19 protein-coding genes are annotated in these 25,699 nt (G+C 41.6%); 2 read left to right on the top strand and 17 right to left on the bottom strand.

The window, feature by feature from the left end:
• Positions 1-280 precede the first annotated feature (280 nt).
• The 6 genes from I2483_RS15960 to I2483_RS15985 form a co-directional block, all read right to left on the bottom strand.
• Positions 281-1,051 carry an ABC transporter ATP-binding protein gene (locus I2483_RS15960; protein WP_207278092.1) on the bottom strand — a complete coding sequence of 257 codons (771 nt, stop codon included), beginning with the start codon at positions 1,049-1,051 and terminating at the stop codon, positions 281-283.
• Positions 1,041-2,033 carry a FecCD family ABC transporter permease gene (locus I2483_RS15965; protein ID WP_186672546.1) on the bottom strand — a complete coding sequence of 331 codons (993 nt, stop codon included), beginning with the start codon at positions 2,031-2,033 and terminating at the stop codon, positions 1,041-1,043. Before I2483_RS15965 ends, I2483_RS15960 begins: the two co-directional genes overlap by 11 nt.
• Before the next feature lie 15 nt (positions 2,034-2,048).
• On the bottom strand, positions 2,049-2,930 hold the full coding sequence (gene isdE / locus I2483_RS15970; protein WP_207278093.1) for a heme ABC transporter substrate-binding protein IsdE: 882 nt from the start codon (positions 2,928-2,930) through the stop codon (positions 2,049-2,051).
• A 78-nt stretch (positions 2,931-3,008) separates the two neighbouring features.
• Positions 3,009-3,989, bottom strand: a complete 981-nt coding sequence (locus tag I2483_RS15975) for an NEAT domain-containing protein (protein WP_207278094.1) — start codon at positions 3,987-3,989, stop codon at positions 3,009-3,011.
• Between the two features lie 91 nt (positions 3,990-4,080).
• Positions 4,081-5,967, bottom strand: a complete 1,887-nt coding sequence (locus I2483_RS15980; RefSeq protein ID WP_207278095.1) for an NEAT domain-containing protein — start codon at positions 5,965-5,967, stop codon at positions 4,081-4,083.
• Between the two features lie 22 nt (positions 5,968-5,989).
• Complete coding sequence (locus I2483_RS15985; protein ID WP_207278096.1) at positions 5,990-6,625, bottom strand: NEAT domain-containing protein; 636 nt, start codon at positions 6,623-6,625, stop codon at positions 5,990-5,992.
• 310 nt (positions 6,626-6,935) lie between these two features.
• Between I2483_RS15985 and I2483_RS15990 the strand changes: the two genes are divergently transcribed.
• Positions 6,936-8,312: a DUF6612 family protein gene (locus I2483_RS15990; RefSeq protein WP_207278097.1), complete on the top strand. Its 1,377-nt coding sequence runs from the start codon at positions 6,936-6,938 to the stop codon at positions 8,310-8,312.
• Positions 8,313-8,395: 83 nt separating this feature from the next.
• On the opposite strand, the gene I2483_RS15995 is transcribed toward I2483_RS15990, so the two are convergent.
• The 3 genes from I2483_RS15995 to I2483_RS16005 all read right to left on the bottom strand — a co-directional run bounded on the left by I2483_RS15995 (position 8,396) and on the right by I2483_RS16005 (position 13,944).
• On the bottom strand, positions 8,396-11,227 hold the full coding sequence (locus I2483_RS15995) for an S-layer homology domain-containing protein (RefSeq protein WP_207278098.1): 2,832 nt from the start codon (positions 11,225-11,227) through the stop codon (positions 8,396-8,398).
• A gap of 428 nt (positions 11,228-11,655) precedes the next feature.
• Positions 11,656-12,645, bottom strand: coding sequence for an ornithine cyclodeaminase family protein (locus I2483_RS16000; protein ID WP_207278099.1), 990 nt, complete (start codon positions 12,643-12,645; stop codon positions 11,656-11,658).
• Positions 12,646-12,666: 21 nt separating this feature from the next.
• On the bottom strand, positions 12,667-13,944 hold the full coding sequence (locus I2483_RS16005) for an MFS transporter (RefSeq protein WP_207278100.1): 1,278 nt from the start codon (positions 13,942-13,944) through the stop codon (positions 12,667-12,669).
• A gap of 112 nt (positions 13,945-14,056) precedes the next feature.
• Here I2483_RS16005 and I2483_RS16010 point away from each other — a divergent pair, with 112 nt between their 5' ends.
• The gene (locus tag I2483_RS16010) at positions 14,057-14,602 is read left to right on the top strand and encodes a helix-turn-helix domain-containing protein (RefSeq protein ID WP_207278101.1); all 546 of its coding nucleotides are present in this window, start codon (positions 14,057-14,059) and stop codon (positions 14,600-14,602) included.
• Between the two features lie 228 nt (positions 14,603-14,830).
• Here I2483_RS16010 and argH read toward each other — a convergent pair whose 3' ends face one another.
• The 8 genes from argH to I2483_RS16050 form a co-directional block, all read right to left on the bottom strand.
• Positions 14,831-16,348 carry an argininosuccinate lyase gene (gene argH, locus I2483_RS16015; RefSeq protein WP_207278102.1) on the bottom strand — a complete coding sequence of 506 codons (1,518 nt, stop codon included), beginning with the start codon at positions 16,346-16,348 and terminating at the stop codon, positions 14,831-14,833.
• A 34-nt stretch (positions 16,349-16,382) separates the two neighbouring features.
• Positions 16,383-18,104, bottom strand: a complete 1,722-nt coding sequence (locus tag I2483_RS16020) for an ABC transporter permease (protein ID WP_207278103.1) — start codon at positions 18,102-18,104, stop codon at positions 16,383-16,385.
• 13 nt (positions 18,105-18,117) lie between these two features.
• On the bottom strand, positions 18,118-19,188 hold the full coding sequence (locus I2483_RS16025) for an ABC transporter ATP-binding protein (protein ID WP_207278104.1): 1,071 nt from the start codon (positions 19,186-19,188) through the stop codon (positions 18,118-18,120).
• Positions 19,189-19,390: 202 nt separating this feature from the next.
• Positions 19,391-20,443, bottom strand: coding sequence for an extracellular solute-binding protein (locus I2483_RS16030; protein ID WP_207278128.1), 1,053 nt, complete (start codon positions 20,441-20,443; stop codon positions 19,391-19,393).
• Positions 20,444-21,497: 1,054 nt separating this feature from the next.
• On the bottom strand, positions 21,498-22,562 hold the full coding sequence (locus I2483_RS16035) for a DmpA family aminopeptidase (protein ID WP_207278105.1): 1,065 nt from the start codon (positions 22,560-22,562) through the stop codon (positions 21,498-21,500).
• A 46-nt stretch (positions 22,563-22,608) separates the two neighbouring features.
• Positions 22,609-23,427, bottom strand: a complete 819-nt coding sequence (locus I2483_RS16040) for a M55 family metallopeptidase (protein ID WP_207278106.1) — start codon at positions 23,425-23,427, stop codon at positions 22,609-22,611.
• 337 nt (positions 23,428-23,764) lie between these two features.
• On the bottom strand, positions 23,765-24,613 hold the full coding sequence (dat, locus tag I2483_RS16045; RefSeq protein ID WP_207278107.1) for a D-amino-acid transaminase: 849 nt from the start codon (positions 24,611-24,613) through the stop codon (positions 23,765-23,767).
• 89 nt (positions 24,614-24,702) lie between these two features.
• Positions 24,703-25,698: a winged-helix domain-containing protein gene (locus tag I2483_RS16050; RefSeq protein ID WP_207278108.1), complete on the bottom strand. Its 996-nt coding sequence runs from the start codon at positions 25,696-25,698 to the stop codon at positions 24,703-24,705.
• Between the last annotated feature and the right edge of the window lies 1 nt (position 25,699).

Consider the following 25,699-nt stretch of genomic DNA (forward strand, 5'->3'; position numbering starts at 1 on the left):
GCGCCTCCTTACATAGACCATCCAGCGCAGGCGCGTCTTCGTGGTAGCCGGAGCGATAAGACTGAAAGCGGTCTTCTTTCCGGCTTATCGCGGGAGGCATCCACAAAGCGCCAAAGCGGTATTAGCAGGAATTCCGATTCATTCCATATATATTGATAATTACCCAGTGACCTCTGACCCACTTCGTGTGGGGCTAGAGGGAGTCTAAACGATAAAAAACCACTCCAAAGTTGTTTAAACTGGAGTGGCTACTTATGTGGACAATAATCACCCACGTGATTCAAATCCCTATAGGAATGATATACATCCCTGTTTCTTCATCATTTTTCACAACTACATCAACCCCGTAAATCTCTTTTACGTTTTGAACAGTGATCACTTCACTCGGTGTACCTTTGGCAACGATTTTTCCGTCTTTCATCGCAATAATGATATCACTGTACCGTATCGCCTGATTAATATCATGTAAAACCATGACGATTGACATACCATGTGCGCGATTCAAGCCCTTGATCAGTTCCAATAATTCATATTGATAATAAATATCAAGATAAGTCGTCGGTTCATCTAATAGGAGGAAAGGCGTTTTTTGCGCTAACGCCATCGCAATCCAGACGCGCTGCATTTGACCTCCAGACAATTCGTCTATTGGTACTGTTCGCTTATCCGTCAGATTGGTACACGCGAGCGCCCACTCAATCGCCTGCTGATCTTCGTCAGTCGCAGAAGTGAATAAACTCTTATATGGAATTCGCCCATAACTCGTTAGTTTTTCGACAGTCATATCGGACGGTGCATTATTTTGTTGATGAACAACGGCTAATTTTTTCGCCAGCTCTTTCGGTTTAAAGTCAGCGAGTGCTATTCCCTCTAATAGAACTTGTCCACTTTGCGGATGATTATTATTCGCCATCACGCTAAGGAGTGTCGATTTCCCACAACCATTCGGCCCAATAATCGTCGTCACTTTCCCACTATCAATTGTACTGTTGACGCCATGCAACGTATTTACCTTTTTATCGTAGGAGAAAGTAATAGCCTTAATGTCCATAAATACGATCACTCTTTCTCAGCAAGAATATAAGGAAAGGTCCCCCGATGACGGCCATAATGATAGAAGCTGGAATCTCATTCGGCGCGATAATCGTTCTGCCTAACGTATCCGCCGTTAAGATCAGCAAGGCCCCTGCCAGTGCTGAAAACGGTATAAGCACTTTGTGGTCCGTTCCGACCAAAGACCGCCCAATATGGGGTATAAGCAAGCCGACAAACGCAAATAGGCCCGCGACTGCAGTTGCAACGGAAGCAAGCAGTACAGCCACTAACGAAATCACCAATCGCGCCAGGTTTACATTAATTCCTAGATTCTTTGCAGTCTTATCATCTAATGCCAAGTAATTGCACCATGAATAAACGACAAACGCTAACACAAGGCCAATCGTTCCATATAAAAGGAGTACATCGACATCACTCCACTTTTTCATCGTAAGTGTCGAAGTCATCACTTGGCTCATCGATTGTGTAAGTGCACTTCCGCTAAAACCAAGCCCTTGGCTCAGCCCTGTAAATAAGGCATTCACCGCTATTCCGATTAAAATCATGCGCAGTGGATCAAGTCCGGATCTCCACGATAGTGAATACACGAGGAAAAACGCCAAAGCCCCGCCTAAGAAAGCAAAAAGGGGCACAAAAAAGTACAGTGTCGGGAAGAACGCGACAACAACTATAGACATAAACCCGGCACCCGCAGAAACGCCAATAATTCCTGGGTCTGCTAATGGGTTACGCATAACTGCTTGCAAAAGTACACCCGCCACGGATAAAGCGGCTCCTGCAAATAGAGCGATTAGAATTCGCGGAAGCCGCAAATCCTTAATGATGGCAACCTGATCATTTGTCCCCGTTACTAGTCCATGAATCAGTTCGAACGGGGTAACTTTAATACTTCCCGTAAGTGCAGATTGAATGCTAACTAGTATGAGTAGAATAATGACGCTGATAAAACTAAGCGCCTTCTTATTTTTCCGAAACATGATTATCCCTACCTTTTAGTTTGGATACAACATTTTTTGCAGTTCGCCAAGTGCTTCGACTGCCGCTAGACTGCCTGTCGTTCCAAATAGAAGTTCGTCTAAATCATACACGCGGTCATTCTTAACGGCTTCGAAATGTTGCCAAACGTCATTCGATTTGAACTCTTCATCAAACATTTGAATAACCTGTTCTGGCATACCATGTGATGCTCTCAAAATGATATCCGGTTTTGCTTGCTGTAAGTATTCTGTATTAGAAGAAAGGAACTCTACTTTTTCTCCCGTAATGACATTTTTACCGCCGCTTCGCTTAACAAGGTCACCGATATAGGAATGTTCTGTTGCAACTAGATAACTCCCTGGAATACCAAGTAAAATGAGCACGGACGGCTGCTCTTTTCCTTCTGACAGCTTATCAATTTCAGCAACTTTCTCTTCGAATTGATCGACAATCGCTTTCGCTTGTTCTTGGCGATCATACTTCTTGCCTAAATTTAAGATTTCGCTATGCATTGCGTCTATGCTTTCCAAATTTACATAAGTCATATCGATGTCACGCTCGTCAAACATCTCTTGCAAATCATATTTCAGTGTTGTAACAGACAGAATTTCTGTCGGTTTCAGTGACAACAGCATTTCCATATCAGGACTCATCGGATTCCCGACTTCTTTTGCATCAGCGTAGCGTTTCGGCAGCTCTTTATAACTTGATGGTATCCCGACTAAATCGATTTCTAGGGCATCCATAATTTCCGTCAACGCGACCGTTGTTGCAACAATCCGCTCACCCGCTGGATCGGTATTTTCTTCATTGGATGAAGTGCCTTTTTGGGACGAACAACCAGCCAGAACTACAATGGCTAGAAGCATATAGAGATGAGTACGTACTTTTTGCATATTCCTTAACAACTCCTTGCGCTTATGTAAAAAAAGGGTCTTGCTGTTTGTTCTCAAGACCCGACTACCTTGTACCTCTTACTTTTGAGTCCTTGTGCGCTGTTTCATAGCAAAGATGATGGCTCCACCAAGAATTAGAACTGCGAAAATGACGATAAACCATGTAGAAATTGAATTCGACTCAGATGTTGAATCCGCTTCAACCTCAGCATCGTTTGCTTCTTTCGTTACCTCGTCTGACTCTTCTTTTGATAAGTCTTCGGCAACGATTTCTTCTTCATTAGCCACAGACTCAGCTTCATCTTTCGGCTGCTCGGTTGGTTCGGTTGGTTCAGCGATTTTTTCTTCTGTTGTTGTATCTGTTTTTTCACTTGTAACTTCGTTAGATTCTACTGGTTTAGCTTCACTTTTTTCTTCAGTTTTCGTTTCTACTTTTGATACAGTTTGTTTGTTTTCAACTGGTTTAGGTGTCGCAGTTGCCTTTTCCGTCACTACGGGTTTAGGCGTTGGTGTTGGTTTCGGTGTTGGTTGTACTGGTTTAGGTGTTGGTTTAGAAGCTGGAGGTGTTGCGGGCTTCTCGGCGACAGGCGCTAAAGGAATATTAGAACTGTTAAATTTAAAGCGGATATCGTATTTATTGTCATATGTAAAACCGGGGATGCCCGTTACAATGACATGAATTTTGGCATTTACTAATTGCCCAATGTCTTTCACTTCAAACTTAACTACTCGTTTATCATTCGCTGTATCATTGCTCACTACTTGCACATCGGCAAAACCACCGCCTGCCTGCACTTTAAAATACTGCCACCAAGAACTGTTGTTTAACGTTACGACAGCATAGACTTTACCGTTTTGAACAATAACTTTCGCTGGACTAACCATATATTCAGCAGTCGTTGATTGCTCATTACCTGTATCTTTTAACACCGTAAACGGAACTGAATACTCACCATCGGCAAACGTCGATGCCGCCACGGCTTTTCCAGTGACAAGCGCAGGTAGTAGCATAAATAAAGCGACTACTATCATCGTTATAAAAATCGTATTTTTTCTCAAGTAATTATCTCCTTTACCTACCATTTTAATCAGTACAATGCCGGCTGTCACGAATGAAGCAGTGACGCCGGCATTGTTTGATTAATTATAGTTATTTTTGAATTTTTTCAAGCATGTAATAAACCATTTTTGAAGCATGTGCACGTGTTGCGTTTGCTTTAGGTTCAAATACATCTTTACCTTTTACTTTTTTACCGCCAATGATACCAAGACCAGCTGCCAAGTCGACAGATGTTTTTGCGTATGCAGTAATGTCTTTTGCATCTGCAAACGAAACATCATTTTTCACGCCTTCTAGTACACTTGCATCTTTGTATTCAATTGCACGGATAATCATAGTAGCCATTTGTTGACGTGTAATTGCTTCATTCGGACGGAATTTACCATCGTTGACACTGATGATACCTGCGCGGCTTGCCGCTTCAGCTTCAAATACGATCCAGTCCATGTCTTTTGTTACGTCAGAGAATGTTCCTTTATAATCTTGTTTCGGAAGTTCAAGTGCACGTGACAATAGGATTGCAAATTGCGCTCTAGTAATTTGATCGTTTGGTGCAAACGTTGTAGCCGTTTTTCCTTTAACGATTTGTTTTGATGCAAGTGACTCGATGTAAGGTTTTGCCCATGTGTTGCTGATATCTGTAAATGTAACCGGCACTACTTCAACTGGAGTTTCTTCTTCAGTTACAACTGGTTTAATAGTTGCTTTGTCAAAAGCAAGACGTACAGTATAGTTCCCTGTGTGGTTCGCTGCTGCTACAAATACTGTGAATTTCGCATTGATAATTGTTGATAAATCAGCTACTTCGAATTCAACAACTCTTTTATTTGCTTCTACATCTGTTTTTACGACAGTTGTATCTACGAATTTACCAGCTTGTTCTACTTGGAATGCTGTAATTTGTTCATTGTTTGTAAGTGTCATTGAGACAAGGTTTTTACCGTCTTTCACTGAAAGTGCTGCTGGTGTTTCGATATATCTAACCATTGAAGACGCTTTGTCTTCTTCTTCATGCAATGCTTTGTAATCGATTGTGTATGCACCGTCTTTAATTGCTTCTGGCGCTTCAACTTTTACTGCTTTAGCGCTATCTTTGTCAAAAGCAAGACGTACAGTATAGTTACCTGTGTGGTTCGCTGCTGCTACAAATACTGTGAATTTAGCATTGACGACTGTTGATAAATCAGCTACTTCAAATTCAACTACTCTTGTGTCTGCTTCTACATCTGTTTTTACAACAGTTGTATCTACGAATTTACCACCTTGTTCAACTTGAAATACTGTAATTTGTTCATTGTTTTTAAGTGTCATTGTGACAAGATTTTTACCATCTTTCACCGAAAGCGCTGCTGGTGTTTCAATATATCTAGTCATTTGAGACTCTTTGTCTTCTTCTTCATGCAATGCTTTGTAATCGATTGTGTATGCACCGTCTTTAAGTGCTTCTGTTGCTGGAGTTTCCGGTTTTACAACTGGAACTTCTGGTACCACTGGAGTTTTGCTGTTATCAAATTTCAAACGAATATCATAGCTGTGATCATACTCGCCTAGGCCTGGTACACCCGTTACGATGATATGGATTTTAGCATTCAATTCTTTGCTTAAATCTTGAACTTCGAATTTAACAAGTCTAGTATCCGCTGCTTTATCTTCACTGATTACTTCTGCATCTGCGAAGTTTGTTTCTTTAAATGTACCTGGTTGTTTTGTTTGGACTTTCAGTGACTGCCACCATTTACTGCTTAATAATGTTACATATGCGAAAGTTTTACCGTCTTCAACAACGATTTTCGCAGGACTTTTCACATATTGCGCAGTTGCTGATTTGTCATCATTTTCAACTTGTAATACATCAAGCGGTAGTTCAAATTCTTGTTTTACTGGTGTAGTTACTTCAGCTGCTTCGATTTGGCTAGCAGGTAGTACAGTAAATAAAACGAGTAGTGCTGAAAATAACATCATTAGTTGCTTCTTCATTCGTTAATCCCCTTTTAGTGTTTTATTTTTTTGATGAACTAATCTTACGCGCAAAAATAATCGCTATGATAGCGATGACTGCGAGCAATACATAAATAAGTGCTGTGTAGCTTGTTGGTTCATCCCGTGTTTCAGTCGTATCGGCAGACTTTGATTCGACAACAGGAGTATTCACAACAACCGCTGGAGCGTCTGTCACTTCCATTGTTGCTAAATCAAGTTTCAAACGAACTGAATACTTGTGGTCATACTGCGGTTCCATCTCTTTAATGATGACATGCATTTGCATAAGCAACGGCTCTGTAATATCTCCGTCCACTTTAAATGCAATGACGCGCTTATCATTTTCAAGATCTTCACTGACCACACCCACGTCAGCAAATGATTCACCGCTTGCCGATTTTATGAACTGGACCCATTTGGCATGGTTCACCGTGAATTGTAAATACTGCCCATTCTTATCAATCGTTAGTGTTGCCGGCTTTTCGAAATAATCATTTGCAATCGAAACGGAATCATTCTCTGCTTGCAACATTTCGTAATCGACAACATACGTGCCATTCGATAAGTCAGCGGCGATAACCTCTGGCGCATAAAAACCAACTATCATGCTCAGAAATAGGATGAACGAAAACGGAATAACATGTTTCTTATTCAAAAAGATAATGCCCCCCTCCACAGTGGAAGAAATTCTTGTGAGAACGGTTATCAACTATCCCCCTTCTATACTATCTGATAGATTCATGTTGTCAAATTGCTAGCCAACCTTTCACATATCGTTCACATTGTTATGTTGTCTGGGTGACGGTACCACCACGATCCGCACGCAATTTAAATCGTCTGGGAGTTTGACAGTATTTAAAATTTTTGTAATAAATGAAACCTTTCTGGAATACATTCGTAAATGTAGTATACTTACAAATTAGTAAGTAATTTTTACCAAATATTTTAATGGGGGTTTTATTTCAATGAAGAAAATTGCTACATGGGCATTGGCGTTCGTTTTCGCACTATCGTTCGCATTGCCACACGGATCAGCGGCCGCACAAGCTTCCGCACTGAAGTTAGTAGTAGATGGCGTCGAGGTTACTAGCTACGAGCAACCGTTCATGTCACATGATCAAGTTTTAATTCCAGTGGAAGATTTGTTTAAAGAAGCTGGCTATAAAGTTTCCAAGGATAAATCAGGTACAGTTAACGTAACAAACACGCACTTGACTGTTGACTTCAATGCAGCTGCAAGTTCGATTAAAGTCAACGGCAAGAAAGCGGACACTGAATTCCCGCTTACTTTGCAAAACGCTGGAAACTATGTCTCTGGCGAATTTCTAGCAACAATAGAAGGCTTTAAAATTGAAGTTTCTGAAGACAAAAAAACGGTAAACGTTACAACGAACCGTGTACAAGACGGCCCTGCCTTTTTAGAAAAAATGCTGTCAGCTGACTTGAAGAGCTATTCTTCAAAAATGACATTGGATCAAAAGATGGAGACATCATCTGAACTTGGTTCAATGGATATGCTGATGGCTATTGATATGAACGTGATTCAGGACCCAATTGCATTGTACATGCTTTCTAAGATGACAATAAATCTCGATGGTGAAAAGACGGAGGATGTTTCCGAAACGTACTTCACTAAAGATGGCTTTTTCCAAAAAACTGGCGACAAATGGGTTAAATTTGACGATGCAATGACGGAAGGCCTTCTACAGGCTTCTATCGCACAAGCAGATCCTTTGGCACAATTGGAATTAATGAAAAAGTTCACTAAAGGCATCCATATCTTTGAATACGAAGATATTTATGTTATGACACAAACGCTAACAAACGAAGAGTTTGGTGAATTGATGGAAGACGCAATGTCGCTACTTACAGGTATGTTATCACCTGGCGCTACTGGGGATTCTATCGAAGTAACTGTTGAAGGTACTGAAGTTACTGAAACTGTAAAGACTACTGAAGAAACAACAGTTAAAGTTGAAGCTACTGAAGTGGAAGCAGTTGAAGAGGAAGTTACTGAAGAAACAACAGAAGCAGTAATTGAAGAAGAACTAGAAGATATTTTTGCTGACCTTGCAATCAACATCGAAGAATACTACGTTGTCACGACAATCGACAAAAAGACGTTGTTCCCGATTGAAACATCAGGAACTACGCATATGACAATGGGTGTTGATGATGATTTAATCTCCATCAAACAACTAATCACTGGTACATTCAGCGACTACAATGCAGTAAAAGAAATCAAGATTCCAGCTGATGTTATCAAAAACGCAATCAGCATGGAAGAATATATTAAACAATTAGAGTTGGAGTTTGAAAAAGCTGAGGCTGTAAAGAAGTAAGTAGGTAGAATTGAAAAAGCGGAACGAGCTCGTAATGAGCTTGTTCCGCTTTTTAATTGTTTTATAAAGTAGTAGCTAAAAGCTTACTGTTTTGTAGCAGTTACTTTAACACCGACTTTTTGAGTGTTCGGAGTTGCTTCTTTATCAATGACAACAGCTGATAATTTCGTTTCAACTGTAATATCTTTTGTAATATCTAAAGTAGTTGGTGCGCCATCAGCTAGAGTTTTATCAATTGTAATCTTAATTTTTGTAGGGAAGCCAGATACTTTACTTGCCAATAATTCTTTTGCATCAAGATTGATAGCAGTTGAACCTTGAATTAGCGTAAAGTCAGCGCCTACTTCGCTACCATTAAGGTCAACGTTCTCGCTGTATGTCAATTCGATTGATTTATCGTCAAGAACTTTTGCACTTAATAGTACTGGTGCAACATTATCTTCAACACCTACTGTTTTTGTGTAAGTTTTTAATGTTTTACCAGATGTAGACTGGATGTTTGCTACTGTAAACACAGCCGCTTGATCAGTCTTCTCAACAGATTCAGCTGGTAAAGTAATTGTTGCTACTTTTTGAGCGTTATCTAATGTAATCGTTGTTCCTGCCGCTAGTGGTTTACCAGCCAAAGAATAATTAGCAAGGTCTGTTGCAGAGTTTGCAACTGCTCCACCTTTAACAGCTTCAGGGAATGTTACTGTAATAACATTTTTCACTGCATTTGCAGAAGTTAATTCGAACGTAGTTGCAGTTTCTGCTTGGCCAAAATCAATTGTGTAGTTGAATGCATCTGATTTGTTAGCAGTTTCTGCTTGGTCAGTAACTAATTCTTTCGCAAATGATAATGCAAATTTACCAGACACTGGAGCTGGAGTTTTAGCAGTATAAACTACTTTTGTATCTCCTGCTTTTACTGTTGTAGTGAATCCGCCAAGGAAGTCCGATACAGCTACGCCATTTTCGCTAACGATTGTTGGTAATGCAGGTGTTCCTGCAGCTAATCCTTCACTGAAGTTAACTTCAACTGAAGTAACTTTCCCATCATTGTCTTTGATTACTTTGTAGCCAGTAGCTACCGGTTTCACAGAGTCTTTTGTAAGCGTTACATTCTGTGTAGTAGCTGTAATTTTATTACCTAATTTATCTTTGTTTGCATCTGTCAATACGACAGTAAACATTCTGCTTGCTTTAATAGTGAAAACATTATTAGCTGTTACTGGAATCAAGAACTGAGTATCGTTTGAACCTTCTACTACAGTCACTGCTCCCGTTTCAACGTTATTCAATGCTTCATCTTTAACTGTTCCACTTACTAAAGCGTCTTTAACAGATTTAACATCCATTGATTTGCTAAAAGTAACAAGGATTTGTTTCTCACCTTTTGTAGCAAGTGTAACCGCTGGTACCGTTGCATCAACGTTTACAGTGAAGTTAGCAGAAGTCGTAACTGTTTTGTTACCAGCCATGTCTTCAATGTTTACTAGTTCAATTGTATGTGTTTTTCCAGCTTCAAGTGCAAGTCCAGAAACTGAAATTGTAGATGCATCAGTAAATACTGGAGTTACATATGTTCCATTCACTTTAACAAGTCCAGTAGCTTTGATTGGCTCTGAAGTTTTCAAAGTAAGGCTTGTTGCAACATTGCCGCCTGTTTTAGCTTCAACACTAGCAATTGTCGGAGCTACTTCATCTTTATAAGTAATTGTGGAAACATATTTATCTGTTTTTACTTTTGCATCAGCTTTTGTTTTTATCGGTTCAACAACAACTGTAGCTTTTGTAACATTAATCGCTTCTTTAGCAGTCAATGAAAGAACTTTTCCATCTTCTGATAGAGATTGAGCAGTGAATGTCACTCCTTGAATAGTTACTCTGTCTGCAATGTCACTAGCATCTACAGCTGCGCTGAATTTAACTTCAACTTGTGTAGCGTTCAATGCATTAACTTCAGTAACAAAGCGATCGTCTGCTGCGAAGTCGAATGTCATAGCAATCGTTTTCTCTGCTTTTGCTTCACCTTTAGTAAGTGTTACAGCAAATTCTCCAGCAGTTTTACCAGCTACTACTGTTGCTACTACGTCTTTTTCAGTTACAAGCGAAGTAACATATGTTTGAACTGCTGCTAGTTTGTTAGCATCAGTTGCATAGTTTCCACGAGCAACAGTTACTGCGCCAGCTTTAACTTGTTCAGCTGCTGCATCTACTGTTACTTGATTTTCATCTACTTCAGGTGCTTTAACAGCAGAGAAATCAGTGTTAACTGTTTTGTGTAGGAATGTAGCGAACTGTCCACGAGTTGTCGTGTTTTTCGGGTTGAAAGCTGGTGCAGCCGGGTTCGTAATATCGAAGAAATCAAGAACGTCGATTGCTGTACGAGCTTCAGCTTTCGCTTTTGCTAGATCAGTAACGTCTTTTTTGAAGTCTTGTGCTGCAACGTATGTTACAAGATCCATGTCTTTTACTTGGTCAAATGCGCGAACGATAACAACAGCCATGTTTTCACGAGTGATGTTGTCGCCCGCTAGTAGATTACCGTTACTTCCGTTGAATACGCCATTGTCTTTAACGACTGCAGCATATTGCAATAGTTCGTCATTCGATGTTGTTTTCAAGTCATCGAAACGCATCTTAGTTTTGTAGTCTGTTGGTACTTTATAGCCTTCAGATACAAGCCATTTACCCATCAATTTAACAACGTCAGAACGAGTCATTGTTTTGTTTGGCAAGAATGAACCGTCTGGATAGCCAGTGATGACACCTGCATCAGATAGTGCGTCGATTGCTGGTTCGTGCGTGTTACCTTTTGTATCGTTGAAATCTTTCGCGCTTGCTACTGGTGCTACTGCGGATGCTACTAGAGCAGCTGATGCAGCCCCTATAATAAATTTCTTGTACATTGCTGATTGTTTGCTAGTCATAAAAAAATTCCTCCTCTTAAATACTATAGAATTGCATTGCAACATTACCAATTCTTAGTGGTACTACTTATGTACCTTTTTGTTGCATCCTTATCGTAGCATGTAAGATATTGTCTATCAGAGTCCAATTTATGGATATACATATTTACTAGAGTAGTAGATGCAACAAAAATAAGCAGCATTGCCAACGTAAAATAGATGAATCCAACACGACCTACATCAACTTGGACGAGGGGCGCTTCGTTCACCTATACTATGTCTATGCCCGTTAAGCCCGTTCTTCAAACCTTTCATCCTACTTCTCTTCAAGACTGGGCTTTCTACAAGAGGACATTTATATAGAAGGAAGCTCGCTAGATAAGTCTAATTCCATTAAAAAAGACACCATCTTAACTATCAAAATGGTGTCCTTCCTATTTCCCTACTACTTATATCTCAAACTGAACACCGATACCTTGATCATTCGCTTTTCGATAAACACCTTTTGCAACGGCCAAATCGAAATATGCTGCACCTACCGATTTGAAGAAAGTAATCTCTTCATCATTCGTACGAGCATCTACCTTGCCAATAACAAGATCCATTAGCTCCCCGTGAATCCTTTCGAATCCCCAGTCGGGCTCGGTAGCAGCGTGAATCAATTCTCCAGCCTCTTCTGTTACACCTTCTAGATCATCAACGACAATTTTACTGGTACGTTGAATGAATTCGAAATCTACTTCCCTCATATGTGGTAAATACGATCCAACCCCATTTACATGCGTCCCTGGCTTAACATCGTTTCCATCGAAAACAGGTGTAGTAGAGCGAGTACTGCAACAAATGATATCTGCACGGCGAACCGCGTCAGCTACATCCCTTACAATAGTAATTTGAATCGCTTCGTTAATTCCATATGCTTGAAGTCTCTCACCAAACTTCACCGCTTTTTCTTCTGTCGGATTAACAAGGAGAATCTCTTTGATAGCGCGAACTGCTAGAACACCAAGAACTTGTTCAAATGCCATTCCCCCCGTGCCGATAACTGTTAGCACAGTTGAATTCTGCTTTGACAATTTCGCTGTCGCCAATCCACTAAGTGCTCCCGTACGTAATCTCGTTAAATACGACGCATTCATCAATGCAAGATGCTCACCATTTTGTGCATCCGTAACGAGCACTACCCCTTGAGTTGTCGGCTTTCCAATCGCTGGATTGTTCGGGAAAATTGTAACCGTTTTCACAGTAACCACTTCTTCAACTAGATCCGCGCTTGGCATATACAATGACGATGCATTATGCTCTGGGAATTCAACGACTGTCCGTGGCGGATTCTTTATCTTCCCTTCCACCTTAGAACGTAATACCTTTTCGATGTCTACTAATGCTTCTTTCATTCCATAAATGGATTGGATTTCTTTTTCATTCAATAAAAGCATGTTTATACCACCCTTCTTTAGTTATGCATCCAATTCTTGACCTTTACGATCTTTAACAGCCCAAACCGCTAGCAATGAAACGACCGCAGTAAAGACGATATACAGCGCGACAGGCACATATGAATTATTGAACTTTAGTAACAGTGCTGTTGCAACAAGCGGTGCTGTCCCGCCGGCTAAAGCTGCACCAATCTGATACCCAAGTGAAATTCCCGTATAACGGACTTCTGCTGAGAAAATCTCTGATAACATTGTACCCAGAACTGCAGTAATCGGTGCCCAGATGACTCCTAGTCCAATAACGGTTGCAATTACGAGAAGTGTGACTGAACCTTGTTTTACTAACCAGAAGTACGGGAACGCATATAGTGCCATAGCGATTGTTCCGAATACATACAATGGTTTCCTACCAATACGGTCAGACAAAGCCCCCATAAACGGAATTAAGATCGTCGTAACAATTGTACCGACCATAACCGCGCCCAATGTTGCTGTCCGAGTAAAGCCAAGATTTGTTGTTGCATAAGATACGACAAACGTACTGAAAATATAAAATGGTGCTGTTTCAACGACTTTTGCACCAATCGCGATAAGTACTTCACGCCAGTGATATTTTAACGTATGGAATAATGGTACTTTTGGAATTTCCCCTTTTTCCTGTACTGCCTTAAACGACGGTGTTTCGTCAATCCCTTTACGAATCCATAATCCAAATACGACAAGCAATGCACTTAAGATGAACGGAACGCGCCATCCCCATGTCATAAATGAATCTTCCGGAAGAAGCGTCATAATCGAAAGTGCAATTGTGCCAAGTAGCATCCCGATTGTAATTCCCATTTGTGGTACACTTCCATAAAGTCCACGTTTTTCTTTTGGTGCATATTCGACAGCGAGCAGTAATGCTCCGCCCCATTCTCCGCCGATTCCTAACCCTTGGACCAAGCGTAGTGTAATCAGTAGAATCGGTGCCCAAATGCCGATTGCTTGGTATGTTGGCAATAGCCCCATCCCGAATGTTGCAATCCCCATCAGAGTTAGTGTTACAACAAGTGTTTTCTTTCTTCCTATTCGATCACCAATATGACTGAAGATGATTCCCCCGAACGGACGTATGAAAAACGCGAGCGCAAATGATGCGTATGCTAGCAACAGCCCTACAGATGGGTCTTCTGTAACAAAGAAGACTTGATTAAAAACGAGCGCGGCTACCGTACCGTACAAAAAGTAATCGAACCATTCAATTGAACTCCCTATGAGACTCGCGAGCAATACGCGATTCATCTTTTTCTTATCCATACCAAACTCCCCTTTGTTTGTTAACTAAATTGAAGTGACACTTCAATTTGTATTAATTCCATCATATTGATACTATAATATTCTGTCAATGTTTATTTTAAGGAGTGATAAAATGCAGGATGGTACTTTGGGTATTAAAATAAAGGAAATTCGAACAAAAAAACGGATGACATTGAAAGTCCTAGCCGACATGACTGGGTTTTCCATTAGCTTTTTATCTCAACTGGAACGCGGGAAATCGTCAGCAACACTGGAGTCACTTAAAAAGATTTCCATTGCTCTTGAAGTGAATCCAAGTACCTTTTTCATCGACCCAAATGAAGAAAATGAAATAGTTCATCGGAATTCAACCGTTCCAATACGGATGAAAGAACATGATATTTATTACAAAGACTTGAGCGGTGAAATTAATCAACCAGCTTTTACACCACTTCTGGTTGTCATGAAACCTAATCAAAATGAAGGTGATCCCATCACCCATGAAGGACAGGAATTCTTATATGTTCTTGAGGGACAATTGACTGTACAAATCGGAGAAAAGCTGCATACACTCGATGCCTTCGACTCCATTATGGTCGATTCCCGGGACCTGCATTATTGGTATAATTATACTGATAACGATGTGCGTTTTTTATGTATTTCGCATGATGAGAAATAAGACAACTATCCTCCAACCAGTAATTGGTCGGAGGATAGTTGTCTTTTCCTATGTGATTTCCAACAAGAAAATGTGTTGTACTTATTGTTCTATCTAAGTTGAATTAAAGATTCCCTTCAAATTTGCTTCGGCTACCCCTTGTAAGGCGCCTTCGCTCAGTTGATATAGGTATTCAGTTGCTTATATATAACTTTCATGCTCGTGTTGGAATTGAGTAGGCGACTCCCATCAAGCCCCACTCCAGTTTGTCTTAAATGTTTCCAACTGAATCTCCGCATCTATAATTGCACGTTCTTTTTCACTCAACCATTGCATCGCTTCTTTTGCAAACTCTCTCGATTGTTCTAGAGAAGCTTTCATCGTTTCCGCGGATGGCCCGCCGTAGATAGTTCGTATCGCGACGAAATGTTGTGGACGTAACGTAGTATAGAAATCCTCTTCAGTGATGACTAGATCTTTATTCAAAACTAGTTGTGCCTGGTCGTTTGCCAGTTGCCATGTAAGCCCCATCAACGACTGTTCACCCGCTGCTGCCAATGCCTTTACACAATTACTAACGATTAGATGGGATTGTTTGAAAGTAATCTTCTCCGAACGAACCAGTGTATCAGCCAGTTCTGTCACGTTTGCAAAACTATTTTCCGCCCGTTCAAGTAGGTTTTTCTTATTTACTTTCATTGTCAAAACGACGCTTCCAAACAATTGGTAAATTCCAATCAGACGATCAATCGCTTTCCACAAGAACGGCTGCATATCATCTTCCGTATCCACAATATCCCCGAACGGTGTATTGTGTACCATCGTCAACACTGTATTCGTATCGCCTACGACCGCTGACAATAAAGAACGCATATGTTCAATCGAAACCGGGTTACGTTTTTGCGGCATGATTGAACTTATCTGAACATATGGATCAGCCAATGTGAAAACATTAAACTCCTGCGTCGCCCATGTTAGAAAATCTTGAACCGTACGCCCCAAATTTAACGCGGACAACTGGACTGCACTCGCCGATTCTGTAATATAATCCGCGCCAGCCACCGCATCCCATGAATTCTCGATAATATCGTCAAATGCCAGCAGATCCCGCATCCGTTCACGGCTTATCGCAAAACCGGTTGTCGTCAGTGCCGCCGCTCCCATACTGCTCCGATTTACCGTTCCAAACGCCGACTGTACACGTTTGAAATCTCTGCCTAGCTGATCAATAACTGCCTTTAAATAATGGGCGAGCGTCGTCGGTTGCGCTTGTTGCGTATGCGTATAGCCAATCATCACCGTATCGACATGCTCTTCACAAAATGCAATCAGCGCATCCTCCAACGCCACCATCTCACTCATTAGTTCAAGCAACTTTTTACGAAGCGTCATCCGATAAATGGCAATTCCCATATCATTCCGGCTCCGTGCGATATGCAAATTCCCCGCAATCTCCCCAGCTTCTTCAATTAAATCATGCTCAATGCGGAAAAAGAGATCTTCAAATAGTGGATTGTAATGGTCCTTGCTGTAATAATCCACATCAAGTGCATGAATTGCTTTCCCAATCGTCACCGCATCTCCTTGACTGACAATCCCTTGCTCTTCCAACATTTTTAAATGTGCGGTATGAATCTGAATCATCGAATGTAAAAAGTACTTCTTCGCTTCGTCATAAGCAGGTTGCAGCACCATTTTTCGATACGTTTTCGATGGGAACTCTTCCCCCTCAGCTTCATTGATGCGATCTTTGAAGTTCCTAATCATTAGGCAATCCATCCTTTCATTCGGAATTAAAGCGTTAAATCGCTGAACCCGCAGTCCCTTTCGACAACCTTTCGGAAATCGTCAACACAATAAGTATTAATACGATTTGCAACACACCATATGCGCAGGCTGTGCCGAATTTAAAGGCATACATCTTTTGGAAAATCGCGACCGATAAAGGCATCGTCGACGTACTATAAATAAGAATCGACGCCACAAATTCCCCAATACTTTGAACGAATGCCAGAAGTGTTCCTGCTAAAATCCCTGTCAATGTCAATGGTAAAACAATTTTACGGAACGTCATCCACCAACCTGCGCCAAGACTCCTCGAAGCCTCTTCTATCGATTGGTCCATCTGCATTAACGACGCTGATGTCGAGCGGAAAACAAGTGGCAAATGGCGAATGAAATAAGCGAGTGGCAATATCCAGAACGTTCCAATCAACACCTGATTGAAAGCGAAGATATTCTCTTCACTGAAAGCTGCAATCAAATTGACCGCAACGACAGTTCCAGGAAGTGCCCACGGAACCATGATTAAAATATCAAGCAATGTCTTCCCTTTGAAATTAAGTCGTACCATCGCATACGCTGCTGCGACACCGAATACGATGTTACCAAGGGTCGCGACAAAGCCCATTTGCAATGAGTTCCAAATCGGTCGCCACGTCCGTTCATCCGTAAATAATGCAATATAATGATCAAATGTATACGCCGGCGGCAACACTTGGGTCGTCCACGTACCATCCACAGATAACGATATAAGAACAAGCGTCAAAATCGGCAATAACAAGATGATAACGCCCGCAAAAGAAAGAACGATGGAAACCACTTTCATGGCCTTCGACTTCACTTCAGAACGATGGACACTAATTCCTTTGCTCAAGTTTTGATAGTTTCGTTTGTTTTGATACCATCTCATAATGATCAAAAACGAGATGGATACGAATGATAATATCGTCGATTGCGTAGCGGCCATATCCAAGTTGCCGTTCGTCCTCGACAAATAGATTTGCATCGTCATCGTCCGCTCCACCCCGAAAATGAGCGGCGCCGTGTATGAAGCCATCGAAATCATGAACACAAGAAGCGCCGCGGCCACAATCGACGGTGTTAGCATCGGTAAAATAACTTTTCGCCATATTCGAAGTCTGCTGGCGCCAAGGTTTGTCGCCGCTTCTTCCAGTGACGGATCGAGCCCTTTAATCGCCGCCGAAGCAGTCAAATAGAAGTACGTATACATCGTAAACGTATGGACCACAATAACGCCCCATACCCCTTTCAGCTTGAAAGGCACTTGCTCTAAATTGAATAAATGCTGAATACCCCGTGGAATAATACCACTTTCTCCATACAAAAATGTGAATGACAGCACACCGACAAGCGGTGGCAACGCCATTGGTACTAGGACGAGAACCGATAGCACACGGCGCCCCGGAAAGTCATACCGCTCAAGTAGGAAAGCCATTAATACACCGACAATCGCACACGTAATGACACTGATAACCGAAATGTACACACTCGTCCAGAGTGCTTCCAGATTGGCTGTACTTTCTAAACTGAAAAATTTTTTATAATTGTTCAGCCCTGTCTCACTACCAAAACTTTGAATGAACGTTTGGTAAAACGGAAAAATAACATAACCGAACAAAATGAGGAACAAAGGTGAAATCAGGACATAAATGAAGGAAGGAGATTGAGTAATACGTGCCCACAAACTATCTTGCGTCGAATGAAGTGTCTGTTTTTTCATTAGCTAGCCCCCCCTATTCCCCAAGAAAGTAGAGGCTTCGAGACGGGATTGATAACTGGATGGAATCCCCGATTTGCAACAGTTTTCCGCCTGTATTAATAATCATCACTTTGAGCGTAATCCCCGGAATTTTAACGATATAGTTGACACTTAGTCCAGTGAATTCAACAAATGTAATTTCCCCAGTCAGCGTGTTGTCCCCTTCACCTTGAAGAATTGATTCCGGACGAATTGACACATGGATCGTTTCTCCTTTATTCATCGGAGCAAGAGGAGAACTATTACTAAGAAGTCCAGTCAGCGTGACGCCGTCTTCATTTCTCACGATGACTTTTTCACCATCGATTGACATGACGGTCATCTCTATCGTATTCGATTCGCCAATGAACGATGAGACGAATCTGTTCACCGGTCGATTATAAATCTCCTGCGGCGTGCCAATCTGCTGAACATAGCCATTTTCCATCACCATAATGCGGTCCGACATCGCCATCGCTTCCGTTTGATCATGTGTAACATAGACCGTCGTCACACCAAGTTCCGCCTGTAAACGCTTAATTTCAATACGCGTTTCTTCGCGCAGCTTGGCATCCAAATTTGATAACGGTTCATCCAGCAGTAAAATATCCGGTTTAATGACAAGCGCCCGGGCCAATGCAACACGTTGCTGCTGACCACCAGAAAGCTCATTGATTTTCCGTTCGCCGTATTGTTCAAGCCGCACAAGGCCCCTGACTTCATCGACTTTCACTTTTATTTCTTCTTTCGAAAACTTCCGGACTTCTAAGCCGAACGCAATATTTTCATTCACCGTCATATGCGGGAAAAGTGCATAGTTTTGGAACACCATGCCGATGTCTCGCTTGTTCGGCTGCAACCTTGTTACATCACGTTCATCGAAAAAAATCTTCCCCTCCGTCGGGTAATAAAATCCCGCAATCATGCGGAGCGTCGTCGTCTTCCCACATCCGCTCGGACCGAGAAATGTGAAAAACTCGCCAGGTTGAATGTCGATATTCAACTCTTTCACGCCATGGACTTTTCCAAATGTCTTTGTTATATCTTTTAATCGAACACCCTTCATCCCGTCACCCCTTTTAATCAAATTTATATAGGTTGTTCCATTGAATTCGCTACGGCGCTCGGGGATGCCTCCCGCCCCTTGTAAGGCGCCTTCGCTTAGTTTATGTAGTTATTTACTTGTTCAGCAATATAGTCACTATGTAATGGAAAGACCTCGAGATTGATAACCCGAGGTCCTACTTTTCGCACTGTTAAATGAACGATTACTTACCTTTTCCTTTAACATTTGAATCCCAATGCTCCATCCATTCCGCTTCTTTGTCAGCCATCACTGCCCAATCGATATCAAGTGCCTTTAAGTCAAGCTCCTGGTACCAATCTGGCATATCTTCTTTGGCAATATCCGAGCGTGTCGGAATCTGATAGAGCTCTTCCGCAAGCTTCGCACGCACTTCCGGATCAAAGAGGAATTCATAAAACAGTTTCGCATTCGCTTCGTTTTTCGCTTTATTGACAATACCGACCGCATCTACAAGAATCGGCGCACCGCTCTTCGGATAAATGAAATCAAACGGCTGGTTGTTCAACTTGCTTTGCAACAGGATATCTTGCAGATTCCACAACGACACAATTCCTTCTTGGCGAACCAATTTCAAATACAGGTTCGTTGGATCTTGCGCATAATCTTTCGTGTTTGCATCTAAGCCTTTAAGCCATTCATAGCCTTTTTCAGGATTGTCGGCACCTTGGCGGAAAATCATTGATGAGTAAATTGTACGCATCGTTCCAGAAGCAAGTACACCGCGGATAACGATTTTGTCTTTCCATTCTGGCTTCAACAAATCATCCCAATCTTGCGGACCCGTTTCCGGCGTTAGTACATCGCTATTGATCATAATTACTTCCGGCAACAGCATCTCTCCGTACCATCTTCCTTCAGCATCTTTATAGTCGGCCGCAATCGCAGCATCAAATGACGGCTTGAATGGCATAAGCAGATCTTCATCCGCCGCCACCATCATTGCGGATTGTGTACCGCCCCACCAGAAGTCCGCTTGTGGATTCGCTTTCTCACCGCGGACACGCTCAAGAATTTGTTGCGCCCCCATCGTCAAATTATCCACTTGAATGTCCGGGTATTTTTCATTGAACATCCCAACGACCTTCTCAACAACGCTTTCATCACGTCCCGTGTAAATGACGAGCTTGCCTGAAGCGCCTTCTTCTTTCACTACGTCATCGTCCTTTTTAGTGTCGCCTTCCCCTTTGTCATTACCGCACGCAGCCGCAACTAGGAGAAACAGAACGAGCAACATACTAAAAATCCCTTTTTTCTTCAATCAAAAAACCCCCTTTTGATTATATAAACGATTGCATGGTACCGAGGCGTTGGTTAGCATTCTATTACTATATGGTTATTTAACTAGAAATGTCTTATTAAGTGTAAATTGGAAACTCGTTCTAGTCAAACCTATTAGTCTATTTGCAATAATTCGACCATATACGCGCAGTCAATTTCATTAAGGAACAAAAGCGCAAGCGCCTGTTCAGTCCCGACAAGCGCTGAAAGGCCTGTTAGTAAAGGCGCTCTTTTTGCCTTTACTAACGGGACAGAAGCGACTCGAGGGGCTAGGCGCTGGAGTCTAGACAGAAAAAAAACCTCTTCACACAGTCATGCATGAAAAGATTCCTTTTCACTGGATCATTTCCGGTTCGCTTTCGGCGAACTATTCATGACAGATTTACTGAGGGGTCCTCGTGTGGCTAAAAGTGGATCCGTCACTTTTAGCCACACTTTTTTCAGTAATACTGTTGCGAATAGTTGCCTGTCGCGTACCTACAATGTTCAAGTGAAAAATGCAGTTGTTTTGGAAGAAAAGAATAGATGACTTTCTATAGAGATTGTAAGTGCCCGAAGATGCAATTTCGGGCACTCTTGCACGTTGTACAATGTGCGTCTTGCTTACTTTTGGTAAAGCTTATGCATCTAATTATGTGATGTCTACTAGAAAGCAACACTTCTGAAATAAAGAAAGGAAAAACCAGTGAGAAAGTTTCAGCCGCCAAAATTGCATCTTTGGCGGCTTTTATCCAGATAAGAAGCAAGCTATTCTTTCGTCCCAAAAAGCTTTAGCACTTCGTGTATCTGTGTTTTTGAAGAGCGACGGATGAAGGACCACCATACGATTACCGAAAAAACTGTGTAGGGATGCGACAAAGTCTCATCCCTACACATCCAGACATCCCGGTAATCGTATAGAAGTCATTCAATCCAAAGCAATCCAAAGTCAACTATACACGTAGCGCCCAGTAGGTGATCATGTTATTCACTGGTTTGGTTAATCAAGAGGTGTGCTTTTTTATTCCAGTTCATTCAAACGGATAAGCGTAAACGGTATTTCCCATCCGCCCCGTAATCGTCACGGCCTGTGATAATGAATTTAAAATCGCTTCCTCTGTGACATCTGATGCACCAGAGAAAAGGTCATTCATAATCGGATGATCTTCTCTTAACTGCAGCCTTGTTTCGACAGTATCCGTAGTGATATGCGGTATTTTATGAGCTGTCGAAAAAGCGATGACAATGTCACCACTGCCATTACTAAAATGACTGCCCGTTCTCCCAAGCCCGATGCCGCATCTTTTCGCCACCCGCCTTAGCTGCCTGCTGCTCAGTGGTGCATCTGTAGCCAAGACAATCATGATGGATCCATCTGCTGGTTTAGGATAAGTAGGCACATCCTGATTGTCACTCAGTTTGTATCTGTCAATTTGAAAATCTTCTTTCCGCCCGAAGTTACTAAGAACTAAACAACCAATTGTATAGGTCCTTCCACTTTCACCGTCTTTAATGATTCGTGATGAAGAGCCGATTCCGCCTTTATAGCCAAAACAAATCATACCTTTTCCAGCTCCAACCGCCCCTTCCTCGGAAGCATCAGTGGAAGCTTTTTTAATAGAAGCAACCGCGTGACTTGGTTGAATCGGTAGCTCGCGGATTGAGTTTAGCCTGCTATCATTGCATTCCCCGACAACCAAATTAATCGTTCCAGTTGTATCTCCAATCTCAGGGTTTTGTTCTAACATATAGTGAAGCGTTCCTTGTGTAACCGCGGGAACACCAAACGTATTGGTCAGCATAATCGGGGATTCAATCAAGCCTAATTCATCTACCTGGACGAGGCCTGTTGTCTTACCGAAACCATTCAATACATAGCTCGCACCCACTACTTTATTCAAAAATAGATTGTCGCCATGCGGTAGAATAGCCGTCACGCCTGTAGCCGCGTATTCAGCCCCCTGCAATGGATTATCTAGCGTGACATGTCCCACTTTTACGCCTTCTACATCTGTAATACAATTCTTTATCCCGATCGGAAGGCGGCCAATCGTAATACCTCTAGCTCTGACCTTTTTGGGTTCTTGTAGCTTCATTTTATTCACTCCAAGTAGTAGCGTTTTTTTCAGCTTATTGATCAGTTTATGTTACCGTACTGGCAATCATAATCGAACTTCGAATCAATTGATAACACTCCAATATATCACTAGTGACAAATGAAATCGTCAGGGGCCCTGTCCTTTTCACAAAGGGCACTATCTCAACAGCATCAACCAGACCGGTATGTAAAAACTCCATTTTCACCGTATAAGGTGCCTTCATGGTAAATGGTTTAATCTCTTCGCGGTGCAGCAACGCTTTTTTTGCACCTTCTTTTATGAGTTCCCTTGCTCTAACAGGATGAACGTTCAGAGCCGTAGTTCGATTAATCGTTTGTTTTACGATTGCCTGATGAATATCTGGAATGCACGCCTTAGCTTCAATTGCCACTAAATTACAACCTGATACAAAAACAACAGGCACACCAAAATGACCAGCAACCAGGGCATTTAAACCCAATTCGCCAAGTTCCACTCCATTTACTTCAACCCTTCTGACTACCCGTCCATTAAATGTATGATTTAATATGCCGTCTGTCCCCATTCGAGTGTGATACCCGACAAAAAGAACCGCATCGAAATCCGCATTAATTCCTTCCATCATTGCTAGTTTTTTAGGTGCACCTAGAATCAGTTCAGCTTTCTTATGTAATTTCTCATGATAAATATTCCGCATAGTTCCGTGAGAGTCATTGACAACAATTTTTTCTGCTCCCGCCTCCAACACACCAAGTACGCAAGCATTAACCTCTTCGGTCATTAGCATCCGTGCATAATCATGCTCTCTACCATCCCGGGCTGTATGTTCGCCATGAACGACCCCTGAGATGCCTTCTATATCAGCTGAAATATAAACGCGCATAGTTTCTCCCTTCGGAAAGTAATTTTCATACTACATCTATTGTGATAAAGAACTCCATTGAATTCGCTTCGGCGCTTGGGGATGCCTCCCGCCATAAGCCCGATGAGATATCCTTTAACCTATATGGAGTAACCTCTTGGCATTAACTGTATAATTTCTGCAAAGAACGCAGAAATTATACAAACCGAACTCTTCGTTGTTCGGTTGGCTACCCCTGCTAAGGCGCCTGCGCTCAATCTATATAGGTATTAAAAAAACTCCTGGTAATTAGGTTTGCCAGATTGAAAGCCCTCCCAACGTCCCCTATTTAAAAGGAGTCTTCCAGAAACAAAATTACTCAGCTATGTTGCACTGACTTAACCAGTTCCATAAGTTTGTCATTCAACTTCAAAGTCATTTCCCCAGCAGAACCATCCTTAATATTCTTCCCGTCTACATTGACGATCGGCATGATTTCATTTGTTGTACTTGTAATGAAAACCTCATCCGCCTGCAACAATTCTTCAGTCGTAAATTGTTTTTCAACGAATGGAATCCCAAGATCATTCGCAAGTTCTTTTACCGCTATCCGTGTAATCCCAGCTAAAATATGCTTTGAAAGCGGTGTTGTATAGATTGTGTTGTCGCTTACTAGATACACATTAGAACTCGTTCCTTCTGTCACAAAACCATCTTTCACAAGAATCGCTTCATAACAACCAGCATCTTGAGCGGTTTGTTTTGCTAATATATTCGGCAAAAGATTTAATGATTTAATGTAGCAGTTTGCCCATCGTTCATCTTCATGGAATATCGCCTTCATTCCTTTTTCTCTGACGGCATCACTTGTTGGTTTCATAGGCCTAATTGTCATCGAAACAGAGACGGGCACGTCTGGGAATAAGTGCTTTCTCGTTGCAACGCCTCTAGTCATCTGGATGTAAACATCACAATCTGCCAAGCCTGATTTTCCAACTGCTTCGTGGATAAGCTGTTGAATCTCTTCTATAGAATGGTCACCTGGCAACCTAATTGCTTGTGCGCTTTTAAATAGCCGCTCAATATGTTCTTCCAACATGAAGAATGTACCGTCGTAAACCCGAATGACCTCATAAACACCATCACCAAATTGATGGCCTCGTTCATCGATAGGAATAACAAGCTGCTCAACTGGAATGAATTCACCATTAAAATAACCAATAGTCATTTATTAATCCTCCTCAAGATAGGGCATCGCAATTGATCGGTAAATCAGTAGATGCCAAAAAGTTAGTTCATCTAAATCAGAGCTAACGTCTAAAATCCGACGCTTGATGCTTCGTTGTGCTGCTTCAAAAAGGTTTCGCCTTTATCCGATAACTTCGTCCCGCCCCTGCCTTGACGCGCATTGACCAAACCTATCTCCTGCATTATTTCTAAACGAAGCCGGAGTTGCTGATCGGAAAACGTAATACCAGCATCGCGTAATTTCAATTTCACTGTTGCACGACCAAAGGATTCGAAGTTTTCCTTGGCTTCTTTGTAGATGGCCAAGATTGCTAAACTCTCCTCTAAAAAACCATGTTCTTCGATTTTCTCAATAATCGAACGCATTGTTTCTTCCGGCAAAGGGTTATTCTTTTCCGTTCGATCCTCAACTTTTGAACGCTTAGTAGTCTGCTGAACCGACATCTTCTTATTCTGAAGTTCGTTTTTATCAACCAACTTTTCTGCTAATGCCAATTGCGATTTATAATAGCGATTCATCAATAAAACTTGTTCCAATTCACATTTCACGTTTTTTGCTGTCTCTTGCACAGTTTTGAAATCCAGGGTCCTAGGACCAATATCAATCACATTTTCAAATTCTCTCGGAACAAGTTCCATCTCCCCTGGAGTAACAATCCAATTGATAGTGGACGGCATTAAATCTACAGGGTCATAGGCAATATAATCGTGTTCAAAATAGATGTTTTTAAGGGAAATTGCTGTTTCTACCGCATGTTCAATCGTATCGTTAATGACAAGAATCTGTTGTCCTTCTTGCAGTTTATACAATTCTTTCGTTGCTGCTATATTTACTTCGCGATTAGCAATAATGATTGGACATGATTCCGGGATGAACGGACGAGTGATTCCCTTTAGTATCTCTTTAGATAAGATAACAATATCCTGTTCCCCAATAACATCCATGGTGAGCTCTTGCAATGTGATTGCGGATAACTCGATTGCGTCTCCGAATATCTCCGCTAATTGATTGACCACAATGTCTAAATATACTTTTTGTATGGATATAACATGAAGTTTCCGCATT

Source organism: Sporosarcina sp. E16_3, assembly GCF_017347125.1.
Classification (GTDB): Bacteria; Bacillota; Bacilli; order Bacillales_A; family Planococcaceae; genus Sporosarcina.

Bases quoted from the DNA above. Each gene is read 5' to 3' on its own strand.
- I2483_RS15960 (WP_207278092.1), bottom strand. From the start codon at position 1,051: ATGGACATTAAGGCTATTACTTTCTCCTACGATAAAAAGGTAAATACG.
- I2483_RS15965 (WP_186672546.1), bottom strand. From the start codon at position 2,033: ATGTTTCGGAAAAATAAGAAGGCGCTTAGTTTTATCAGCGTCATTATT.
- isdE (WP_207278093.1), bottom strand. From the start codon at position 2,930: ATGCAAAAAGTACGTACTCATCTCTATATGCTTCTAGCCATTGTAGTT.
- I2483_RS15980 (WP_207278095.1), bottom strand. From the start codon at position 5,967: ATGAAGAAGCAACTAATGATGTTATTTTCAGCACTACTCGTTTTATTT.
- I2483_RS15990 (WP_207278097.1), top strand. From the start codon at position 6,936: ATGAAGAAAATTGCTACATGGGCATTGGCGTTCGTTTTCGCACTATCG.
- I2483_RS15995 (WP_207278098.1), bottom strand. From the start codon at position 11,227: ATGACTAGCAAACAATCAGCAATGTACAAGAAATTTATTATAGGGGCT.
- I2483_RS16000 (WP_207278099.1), bottom strand. From the start codon at position 12,645: ATGCTTTTATTGAATGAAAAAGAAATCCAATCCATTTATGGAATGAAA.
- I2483_RS16005 (WP_207278100.1), bottom strand. From the start codon at position 13,944: ATGGATAAGAAAAAGATGAATCGCGTATTGCTCGCGAGTCTCATAGGG.
- I2483_RS16010 (WP_207278101.1), top strand. From the start codon at position 14,057: ATGCAGGATGGTACTTTGGGTATTAAAATAAAGGAAATTCGAACAAAA.
- argH (WP_207278102.1), bottom strand. From the start codon at position 16,348: ATGATTAGGAACTTCAAAGATCGCATCAATGAAGCTGAGGGGGAAGAG.
- I2483_RS16020 (WP_207278103.1), bottom strand. From the start codon at position 18,104: ATGAAAAAACAGACACTTCATTCGACGCAAGATAGTTTGTGGGCACGT.
- I2483_RS16025 (WP_207278104.1), bottom strand. From the start codon at position 19,188: ATGAAGGGTGTTCGATTAAAAGATATAACAAAGACATTTGGAAAAGTC.
- I2483_RS16030 (WP_207278128.1), bottom strand. From the start codon at position 20,443: ATGTTGCTCGTTCTGTTTCTCCTAGTTGCGGCTGCGTGCGGTAATGAC.
- I2483_RS16035 (WP_207278105.1), bottom strand. From the start codon at position 22,562: ATGAAGCTACAAGAACCCAAAAAGGTCAGAGCTAGAGGTATTACGATT.
- I2483_RS16040 (WP_207278106.1), bottom strand. From the start codon at position 23,427: ATGCGCGTTTATATTTCAGCTGATATAGAAGGCATCTCAGGGGTCGTT.
- dat (WP_207278107.1), bottom strand. From the start codon at position 24,613: ATGACTATTGGTTATTTTAATGGTGAATTCATTCCAGTTGAGCAGCTT.
- I2483_RS16050 (WP_207278108.1), bottom strand. From the start codon at position 25,698: ATGCGGAAACTTCATGTTATATCCATACAAAAAGTATATTTAGACATT.